8 protein-coding genes are annotated in these 9,665 nt (G+C 73.1%); 4 read left to right on the forward strand and 4 right to left on the reverse strand.

The window, feature by feature from the left end:
* Positions 1-167 precede the first annotated feature (167 nt).
* The 3 genes from HG543_RS47340 to HG543_RS47350 all read left to right on the forward strand — a co-directional run bounded on the left by HG543_RS47340 (position 168) and on the right by HG543_RS47350 (position 3,775).
* The gene (locus HG543_RS47340) at positions 168-1,481 is read left to right on the forward strand and encodes an adenylosuccinate synthase (protein WP_169351561.1); all 1,314 of its coding nucleotides are present in this window, start codon (positions 168-170) and stop codon (positions 1,479-1,481) included.
* Between the two features lie 227 nt (positions 1,482-1,708).
* Positions 1,709-3,286, forward strand: coding sequence for a tetratricopeptide repeat protein (locus tag HG543_RS47345; protein WP_169351562.1), 1,578 nt, complete (start codon positions 1,709-1,711; stop codon positions 3,284-3,286).
* 63 nt (positions 3,287-3,349) lie between these two features.
* A complete protein-coding gene (locus HG543_RS47350; protein WP_169351563.1) occupies positions 3,350-3,775 on the forward strand; it encodes a PH domain-containing protein in 426 nt (141 codons plus the stop codon).
* A gap of 36 nt (positions 3,776-3,811) precedes the next feature.
* Here HG543_RS47350 and HG543_RS47355 read toward each other — a convergent pair whose 3' ends face one another.
* Together HG543_RS47355 and HG543_RS47360 are read right to left on the reverse strand one after the other, a co-directional pair.
* Positions 3,812-4,696 (reverse strand): FHA domain-containing protein, encoded by an 885-nt coding sequence (locus HG543_RS47355; RefSeq protein ID WP_169351564.1) that lies wholly within the window; start codon positions 4,694-4,696, stop codon positions 3,812-3,814.
* 122 nt (positions 4,697-4,818) lie between these two features.
* On the reverse strand, positions 4,819-5,589 hold the full coding sequence (locus tag HG543_RS47360) for a YqjF family protein (protein WP_169351565.1): 771 nt from the start codon (positions 5,587-5,589) through the stop codon (positions 4,819-4,821).
* Positions 5,590-5,712: 123 nt separating this feature from the next.
* Here HG543_RS47360 and HG543_RS47365 point away from each other — a divergent pair, with 123 nt between their 5' ends.
* The gene (locus HG543_RS47365) at positions 5,713-6,915 is read left to right on the forward strand and encodes a carbohydrate-binding family 9-like protein (protein ID WP_169351566.1); all 1,203 of its coding nucleotides are present in this window, start codon (positions 5,713-5,715) and stop codon (positions 6,913-6,915) included.
* A 14-nt stretch (positions 6,916-6,929) separates the two neighbouring features.
* Here the strand turns inward: HG543_RS47365 and HG543_RS47370 are convergent, their stop codons facing one another.
* Both HG543_RS47370 and HG543_RS47375 read right to left on the reverse strand, forming a co-directional pair.
* A complete protein-coding gene (locus tag HG543_RS47370; RefSeq protein ID WP_169351567.1) occupies positions 6,930-7,184 on the reverse strand; it encodes a hypothetical protein in 255 nt (84 codons plus the stop codon).
* Positions 7,117-9,651 (reverse strand): DNA internalization-related competence protein ComEC/Rec2, encoded by a 2,535-nt coding sequence (locus tag HG543_RS47375; protein ID WP_169351568.1) that lies wholly within the window; start codon positions 9,649-9,651, stop codon positions 7,117-7,119. Before HG543_RS47375 ends, HG543_RS47370 begins: the two co-directional genes overlap by 68 nt.
* Positions 9,652-9,665 lie beyond the last annotated feature (14 nt).

The following is a 9,665-nucleotide window of genomic DNA, read 5'->3' on the forward strand; positions in this document are numbered from 1 at the left end:
GGCTGGAGGAGGCCGCCGGGAGGCTGGCGGGGGCGGTCCACGCGCTGGCGCGCGGCGAGGTCAAGGGGGAATGGCCGGGGCGCGAGAGGGCGACCTGCCAGGCCTTGCATTGTGGCTTCTCGGAACACTGTCACCCGGCCCCTCGTGCGTGCTAAGGCGCGGACACCATGCCGAACGTCGTCGTCATCGGAGCGCAGTGGGGAGATGAGGGTAAGGGCAAGGTCGTCGACCTGCTCACCGAGCATGCCCAGATGGTCGTCCGTTTCCAGGGCGGCAACAACGCGGGCCATACGCTCGTGGTGGGCGGCCAGAAGACGGTCCTCCACCTGATTCCCTCGGGCATCCTCCACCCGGGCAAGACGTGTGTCATTGGCAACGGAGTGGTGGTGGACCCCGCCGTCCTCGTGGGGGAAATCGACGCGCTCAAGGCGCGCGGCTTCCTCAAGGACGATGCGCAGCTCCTCATCTCCGACAATGCCCACGTCATCTTCCCGTGGCACAAGCTGCTGGACAGCTTCCGCGAGAAGGCGCGCGGCGGCAGTGCCATCGGCACCACGGGCCGGGGCATCGGCCCCTCCTACGAGGACAAGGTCGCCCGCCGCGGCATCCGCATGCGCGACCTGCTCAACCCGGACCGGCTGCGCAAGCGCATCGAAGAGCGCCTGCCCCAGGCCCTGGAGGAGCTGAAGGACCTCTGCGCGCAGGCCGGCGCGGACGTGCCGCAGCTCGAGGTGCCCCAGGTGCTGGCCGAGTTCTCCGCCCTCGGCGCGCGGCTCAAGCCCTACGTGCACGACGCCTCGCTGTACCTCTCCGAGCAGGTGCGCCGCGGCGCGCGCATCCTCTTCGAGGGCGCGCAGGGCACGCTGCTCGACGTGGACCACGGCACCTATCCCTTCGTCACCTCGTCCAACTGCGTGGCGGGCAACGCGGCGGTGGGCTCGGGCCTGGGCCCCACGGCCATCGACAAGGTGATGGGCATCAGCAAGGCCTACACCACCCGCGTCGGCGGCGGCCCGTTCCCCACGGAGCTGAACGACGCCATCGGCGAGCAGCTGCGCAAGGTGGGTGACGAGTTTGGCGCCACCACGGGCCGTCCCCGCCGCTGCGGCTGGCTGGACGGCGTGGTGCTGCGCTACGCGGCGCGCGTGAATGGCCTGTGGGGCATGGCGCTCACCAAGCTGGACGTACTCAGCGGCCTCAAGACGCTGCAGATCTGCAACGCGTACGACCTGGACGGCCAGAAGATCACCGAGCTGCCCGGCGACTACGAGGACCTGGCGCGCGTCAAGCCCATCTACGAGTCCATGCCGGGCTGGGACGAGAAGCTCGCCGGCGTGCGCACCTTCGACGAGCTGCCGGAGAACGCCAAGCGCTACGTGCGCCGCGTGGAAGAGGTCAGCGGCGTCCCCGTGGTGTGCGTCTCCGTCGGCGCCGACCGCGGCGAGACGGTGCTCCTCCAGAACCCGTTCCGCGCCGAGTGACGGGGGTTCTTCCCGGGATGGCTTTGGGTGCCATCCCGGGGCTGCCGGGCCGCGTGCGCCATGAGGCGACGCGGCCCTTTTCGTTCGCGGGGTTCCAGCGCCACCGTGTGGTGACACCGGGCATCGGTCAGGGTGTGGGCGTGACGGCCCGCATCGGCCGGAAGCCGGGCTGACGCCGCCCCCGGTTTTCTGCTACGGCTTCCAGGTCGTCCTCACCGGGAGCCGTCATGGTCGTCTTGCGCAGGTGGGCCGTCACCCTGTCCGCGGCGTTGCTGCTGGGAGCCGCGGAGCCCTCAGCGCCCGCGCGGGCCGCCTTCGTGCGCGCCGAGGCGGCGCTGGCCGCGGGCCGGCTGGACGAAGCGGGCTCCGCCTACCGAGAAGCACTGGCCGCCACGCCCGGCTACGCCGCCGCGCTGAACGGACTGGGCACGGTGCTCTTCCGGCAGGGGCAGATGGGCGACGCCATCGTCCGCTTCCGCGAGGCCACCCAGGCGGACCCCGAGTGGAAGATGGCGTACTTCAACCTGGGCTATGCCGCGCGCAAGGCGGGCGACGCCGCCACGGCGGCCCAGGCGTACGAGCGCTACACGCAGCTCGAGCCGGGTGACGCGGACGGCTACTACGGGCTGGGAGAGAGCTACCGGCAGCTCGGCCAGAAGGACAAGGCCATCGCCGCGTACCAGGGGTACATCGCACGGGAGAAGCGCCCCGGCGAGCAGGTCTGGGTGCGCAAGGCACGCGAGCACCTGTCCGCCATGGGCGCCGAGCCGCTGCCGGCCCCTGTCGCTGCTCCCGTCTCGGGGCAGGCCGGTGTTGCCGCCGCTCAGCCGGCCAGCGGCTCCGCGCTGTCGGGGGGGACCGGTGTGCAGCTGACCACCGCGGGCTCCGCGCGGACAGGCGCTTCCATGCAACTGGCCAGCGGCTCCGTGCGGTCGGGTGCCATCCTGCAGCCGGCCAGCGCCACGCCGTCAGGCGCCGCCGTGCAACTCGCGAGCGCCTCCTCGCAACCGGGCGCCACCTCCGCGCAGGGTCCGGAGCTGCCCGCGCCCTTCCCGGAGTCTCGGACGGAGGGCGCGACGCCCGAGCCCCAGCGCACGCCCAACGCGGCGCTCGCGGCCGCTCGCATCCGTGACGGCGACGCGCTGATGAAGGAGCGCCGCTACCGTGAGGCGGCCTTCGCCTTCCTGGACGCCTCGCACGCGGACGCGGGCCATGTGGAGGCGCTCTTCAAGCTGGGCAATGCGATGGCGGTGCTCGGCTACTACGGGCAGGCGGTGGAGCGGTGGGAGCGCGCGTCGCGGCTCACGCAGGACGCGGCCATCCGTCAGAGCGCGCAGGACAACATCACCCGTGCGCGGACGAAGATGGCGCAGGCGGGCATCTCACCCCAGGCGGTGGGGCAGCCCCCGGGCTCCGGCCCCGTGGCGGACACGACGCGCGCCCAGGCCCGCCGTGCGTACGAGCAGGGCGTGCAGCGCATCGGCGGCAAGGACTACGGCGGCGCGCTGACCAGCCTCTCCCAGGCCATCCAGCTCGAGCCGATGCTGGCGGTGGCCTATACCGCCCGCGGCAGCGCGAACATCGGACTGCGGCGCTACGCGGAAGCCGCGGCGGACTACCAATACGCGCTGGAGCTGGAGCCCTCGTCGGCGTCACCGCTGTACGGACTGGCCGAGGCCTACCGCGCGCTCGGGCGCAACGCCGAGGCGCGGGCGCTCTATGAGCGCTACGCGTCCTCTTCCGCAAGTGACGTCCGGTCGCAGTTGCAGGAGGAATCCCGACAGAAGGCCGCGAAGCTGCGTTGAGCGGCCGCCAGGGGGGCAGGGGAGCAGGTGGACCCTGTCAGCCCCAGGCATTAGCTTGAGGTCATGACCGGGCGCGACTCGGATGTGGACGGACGGCAGGTCTTCAGGCCCCGCAGGGTCCTGGCCGCCTGCATGGCGATGGCAGGGCTGCTCTGGGTGGCGGTGTTGCTGTACCTCTTCCGCTTCGACGGCGTGCCGATGAAGACCTTCCTCTCGGCGGGCTTCTTCGTCCTCTTCTTCGCCGTCTCGCTTATCTATTACGCGCGCACGCGCATCGTCGTGGACTCGCGGGGCATCACCTACCGCGGCATGGTCCGCACCCGGCGCTTCTCCTTCGCGGACATCCGCAAGCTCGACGTGCTGCCCGGACCCGTGACGGTCTACGCCATCCGCAGCACGTGGGGCTTCGTCCACTTCACCAGCTTCTTCCAGCACCACCAGCGGCTCGCGCGGATTCTCGTGGAGCGGGCCGGGCTGGCGCCGTCTTGACGGGCGGACGCGGGAGCAGCCGGGGACCGCCGGGAATCAGCCCGTGCCGGCCAGGGCGTACGTGACGGCGAGCCCGATGATGGCCGCCACCGCGCCCACGCCAATCAGCCACCATTCACCGCGAGGCCTGCGCGCCCCGGACGGAGACGCCGGAGTCGGTGCATCCGTCGCGGGCATGGGTGCCCCGGGCTCCTGGACCGCGTCCCGCGCGGCCGGGTCCGCCGGCGCGACCTCCGAGCCCGCGGTACCCTCCTCGGGAGGCGGAGGCTCCGCCAGCGGCGCCTGGAAGCGCAGCAGTGAGCGGCCCAGCTCGATGACATCCCCATCGACCAGGGGCGCGCGTCCTCGCACGCGCTGACCATTGACGAAGACGCCATTGGGGCTGTCCAGGTCCTCCAGGGTGAAGCCGTCCTCGCCATGCAGGATGCGCGCGTGGGTCCGGGACACGGCCCGGTCGCGCAGGCGGAGCGTCACCTCGCGGCCCCGGCCGATGGGCGTGCACTGCTCCGCGAGCGCGTGCGTCCGCCCCACGTCCAGGCCGGTGAGGCAGGTGAGGGTGGCCGCGCGCGAGGGCGCCAGCTCCTCCGCTCCCGTGAGCAGCCCCTTGAGCACGGCCACGGTGCCCACGCCGCGCTCGCCCTCCGTCTGCTGGAGCACCCGCAGGCACATCTCCTCCGGCAGGCCGAGCACCTCCCCCGGCAGCACCAGCCGCGGCACCCCCGGAGGCGCGAGCACTCCATTCACGGTGAAGGTGAGCGCCGCTTCCACCATGAGCCGCTGACACTCGATGCGCAGGGACAGCAGCCTCGGGGGCAGCCCCTCCAGCCGGATGTGGTCCTCCGGACCTCCGCCCAGCAGGTGGAGCCCCTCGGACAGCTCGAACGGGGTGGTGGTGCCCAGGTGCTCGAATTCGAAGCGCATGGCCGGGACTCGCAGCAACCCCCGGGCCCGCCAGACGCCCCCGGGTTCCGCGAGGTTGCCGCGCCAGGAGCGTCCACGCGGGGCGAAGGCCGTCCGTGCCGTGGGACGGTCACCCGGGGCCGCTATGCCGCCTGGCCGACTCCAGGGCCCGGTGTCCCACTTCCACCGAGCGGCAGCCGCGTGCCCGGGTACACGGACACCTCCGAGCCGTCCGCCACGAACGCCGAGCTGGGCGTCCCGCGCAGGAACGGCGTGAAGCGCTCGCCGTAGAAGGCCCCCACGTCGCAGTCGAACTCCGACGCGTCCACCTCCCACACGGACCAGCGCGGGTGCTCCACGCGGTACTCCGCGCACCCGCCATCCCGCTGCGGCGTGTAGCCCCAGTAGTGCTCGGTGATGAACTCCGCCTCCGAGCCCGGCGCGCTGGCCTGGGGCGCGCCCCGCGTGCGCGCCGCCAGGTGGTGCCAGCGTCCTCCCACCTTCCAGGCGTACTCCAGCCGGCCCGGGGTGCCGCGCTCCGCGTCGCGCATCTCCACGGTGTGCCGCATGGGCAGCGCGACGTACGGCTCGTTGTAGAGCACGCGCGCCACGGTGGCGATGGCCACGCGGGGGACGATTTCCTTCACGAACGCCACGCCCCGGCGCCAGCCCTCGGGGCCGCGGTAGCGCACGTAGTAGCGCAGGTTCACCTCGTCGAAGTTCTGGTGGAATGGAACGGCCATTCCGCGCACGCGCGTGTCCAGGAAGCGGAAGCCCACCATGCTGGCGAAGGCCTTGCCCTGCCACAGGTCCAGCTCCGTCCCCCGGGGCACCAGGGGCCGAAGCACCTCCGGGTCCACCTCGTAGTTGAGCATCACGAGGTACCGCCACGTCGCCGTCAGGAAGGGGCGCATGGGCTTCTCGTAATGCGCGCCGCGCCGGAGCGTCCAACCCGCCCCCGTCTTCCCGGCGCCGGAACTTATGGGGCGCAGCAGCCCCCCATCCCCCGCCGAAGCCCGCTAGGATGCCCGGCCCCGATGCGCCTTTCGTTCCCTGTCCTCGCCCCGCTCCTGTCGCTGATGTGCCTCGCCGCCGCCTGCCGCGACGAGCAGGCCGGTCCGCCCCAGCGCGCGCCCCGCCTGCCCGCGCCCGCGCAGGCGCGCACGCTGGACGCCGCGCCCGCGGACCTCACCTTCCGAAGTGGCGCCACCTTCGCCGACGGCGCGGTGGTGTACCTCGGCTCCAAGGTGACGCCGCGCAATGCCGCGCCCGGAGAGCAGGTCCGCCTGGCCCATTACTTCCAGGCGAGTCGCCAGCCGCCCACGGGCTTCGCCTTCTTCGTCCACGTGGTGGACGCCGCCAGCGGGGGCATGCTCGTCAACGCCGACCACGAGTTCCAGGACGGCGCCGCGCCGCTCGCGTCCTGGCCCGTGGGCAAGGTCGTCGAGGACGTCCACTCCGTGCCCATGCCGAGCGTGCCCGCGCGCGTGATGCTCGGCTTCTGGAGGGGCGACGAGCGCCTGTCCGTGGATGACCCGCGCACGCAGGACGGCCAGAACCGGATGCTGGGGCCCACGCTCGGCGGTGGCGCCCCGGAGCTACCCGAGTACACCGTCACGCGCGCGAGCAAGGCGCCCGTCCTCGATGGCGTGCTCGACGACGCGGCGTGGAAGGCGGCCTCGCCCGTGGTGCTGCGCGGCAGCTTCGACGGGCGCCCCGCGCGGCTGCGCACCGAGGCGCGCCTCGTCTACGACGACGCGGCCCTGTACGTGGCCTTCGACATCGAGGACCCGGACATTTGGGGCACGCTGAAGCAGCGTGACGACCCCATCTACGAGCAGGAGGTGGTGGAGGTCTTCCTCGACGCCAACGCGGACGGGCGCACGTACAACGAGCTGCAGGTGTCCCCGCACAACGTCATCTTCGACGCGTACTTCCCCGCGCGCCGGCAGGGCATGGACAAGACGTGGGACTCGGAGATGAAGACGGCCCTGAAGATCCGCGGCACGCTGGACGATGCGAGTGACCGCGACGAGGGCTGGACGGTGGAGATGCGCATCCCCTTCGCCCGGCTGGCCGAGGTCCCCCACATCCCGCCCCAGAAGGGCGACCGCTGGCGCTTCAACCTCTACCGGCTGGAGCACCACGAACGCCGCACGGTGGAGGGGCAGGCCTTCTCGCCCCTCTTCGTGGGGGACTTCCACGCGCTGCCGCGCTTCGGCTGGCTGACCTTCCAGTAGGCGTCCCGCGCGCCTCAGGCGTGCGGGGTGATGTCCCAGTGGGCGTCCGCCACCGAACGCTCGGACGGGTCGCCGAGGAAGCGCAGGAAGCCGCGCAGCTCCAGCGTATCGACGAGCTCCTCGGCTTCGAGTTCCGAGAAGCCTCGAATGTGCACGAGCACGTCGCGCATGAGCGCCTTGCCGCGCAGATAGCCCACGGGCTCACCGGGGCCGAGCGTCCGCTTCAAGTCGGCGGTCAACTGCTGGAGATCGAGATCCTCTGAAATCATCGCCCCAACGGTGCGGATGCTCTTCCCCGAGGGCAACCCGGGCTTCCTCCGGCGATGGCTCGCGTGACAGGAAGGAGACCAGCCGGACGTCCTTCCCATCACTCTCCAGGGTGATGGCTCCGCCCAGGTCCGTTCTCCAGCACTCACTCCCCAGCGCGCGGTAGCGGGCCTCCACCTCGGGATGGGGGAAGCCGTAGCGGTTGCGCCGCCCCACGCAGAAGACGACATGCCGGGGCCGCGTGCGCGCCAGCAGCGCTTCCGTGGACGAGGTGCGCGAGCCGTGGTGTGGCGCCTTCATCACCGTCACCGGCCCCAGGTGCTCCACCAGCGCGGCCTCGCCGTCCTCCTCCACGTCGCCCGCGAGTAGCACCGTCACGTCGCCATGCCGGACGAGCAGCACCACGCTCCGGTCATTCACGCCCTCCAGCAGCTCGCGCTCCTCCGGCCCGGGAGGGCCCAGCACCTCCAGCGTGGCCTCGCCCAGGCGCAGCGCCGGGTGGCCGACCTGCACCTCCTCCACCTGGGCGTCCCGGGCCGCGGCCCGTACCTGCCGCGACAGCGGCCCGTCCATGTCGCCCGCGGGCAGCCACAGTCGCGCGGTGGACACGTGCGTCAGCGCGGAGGCCAGCCCCAGCGCATGGTCCGGGTGGGGATGGGACAGCACGGCCACGTCCAGCGCGGAGATGCCCTGGTGGCGCAGGTAGGGGAGGACGAAGCGCGCCCCGGTGTCCATGCCATGGGGCACGCCGCCCCCGTCCACCAGCGCGTGGTGTCCCCGCGAGCTGAGCACCACCGCGTCCCCCTGGCCCACGGAGAGGAAGGTGACGCGCAGGCCCGGCTGGGGCACGAGGCCTGGCGCCAGCACCGCGCCCACCACGGCCAGCGGCGCCAGCAGGCCGCCCAGCCGCCACCGCCCCGAGCCGAGCGCCCACGCCAGCAGCCCCGCCGCGTACAGCGCCGACGCCAGCCCGCCCAGCGCGGGCACCTCCACCGAGGCCAGGGGCGCGGCGGCGAAGAGGCGCGTGAGGAGGAGCAGCAGCTCGGACGCCCACGCTCCGGCCCACAGCACCGGCGTGGCGAGCACGGGCGCCACGACGAAGAGCGCGGCCCCTCCCGCCGCCAGCCCCGTGAGCAGCCCGCAGAGGGGCAGGGCGACGACGTTGGAGACGAGCCCCGCGAGGCTGACGCGCCCGAAGGCCGCGGCCACCACGGGCAGGCCCGCCAGCGTGGCGGCGGCGCTGGCGGCCAGCGTCTGCGCCACCGACTCGCGGGCCTGTCCCCACAGGCGCCGGGGCCAGTGGGGCTCGCGCGGGTCCGGCGGAGCCAGGGGCAGGGCCTGCCGCAGCGCGGGCGACAGCAGCACCAGTCCCAGCACCGCGAGGAATGACAGCCGCAGCGACAGGTCCTCCACGTTGGAGGGCGCCCACGCCACCAGCACCCCCGCGGCCACCGCGAGTCCGTTGAGCCCGTCCGAGCGCCGCCACAGCGCCAGCCCCAACAGCACCGCCGTCGCCATCACCGCCGAGCGCACCGCCGGCGGCTGGCTGCCGGTGAACAGCACATACGCCCAGACGAAGGGCACCGCCGCGGGGGCCGCCACCTGGCGCGCGTCCAGCTTCCGCCACCGCGCTCCCGCGCGCACCAGCGCCCGCCGCAGCAGCGCCAGCGTCATCAGCGCCAGCGCCGCCACGTGCAGCCCGCTGACGCTCAGCACGTGCGCCAGCCCCGCGCGGGAGAAGGCCTCCTCCCACGCATCGTCCAGCTCCGCGCGCTGCCCCGCGGCCAGCGTGAGGAACAGCGCCGCCGCGTCCCGCGAGGGCGCCACCGCGTGCACCGCCACCGCCAGCCGCGTGCGCGCCGACTCCAGCACCCGCCGCCACGCCGGGGCGGGGGAGAGCACCAGCACGCGCCCCGCGTCCGTCCCGCCGGTGAACAGCACGCCCTGGCGCCGCCGCGCGGCCCCGAAGTCCTTCTCCCCGGGATTGCCCGGCGGCGCATCCGGCGCCAGTCGCGCCTCCGCCCGCACGCGCTGCCCGGGCAGCAGCTCCAGCGGCGCCCCTCGCACGGACAGGCTCACCCGGAAGCGGGAGGGCTCCAGCGCGCCATCGGGATGCCCCGCGCGCGCCACCGCGATTCGCACCCGCGTGGCGCCGTCGAAGCGCTCCACGCGCTCCGCTTCGCCCTCCAGCACCGCGGGGCCTCCGGCCACGAGTCGCGCCGGTACCTCCACCCGCGCCTCCCAGCACGCGAGTCCGGCCCCCGCCGACCAGAATGCCCCCAGCACCGCGAGATGGGCACCAGGCAGCCGGGCAAGCGCCAGCCCGAGCGCTCCCAGCAAAACCCCGCAAACCAGAAATGCTGCCGCCAGCCTGGGTGTTGCTGGTGCGCAAAGGGCGCCGAGCGTGAGGCTCAGCGCCGGAAAGAATAAAGGGCGCGTTCCCACGTCGCGCCACGCATGACGATTCACCGCCCGACCCCCAC

This window comes from Pyxidicoccus fallax (assembly GCF_012933655.1).
Taxonomy (GTDB): domain Bacteria; phylum Myxococcota; class Myxococcia; order Myxococcales; family Myxococcaceae; genus Myxococcus; species Myxococcus fallax.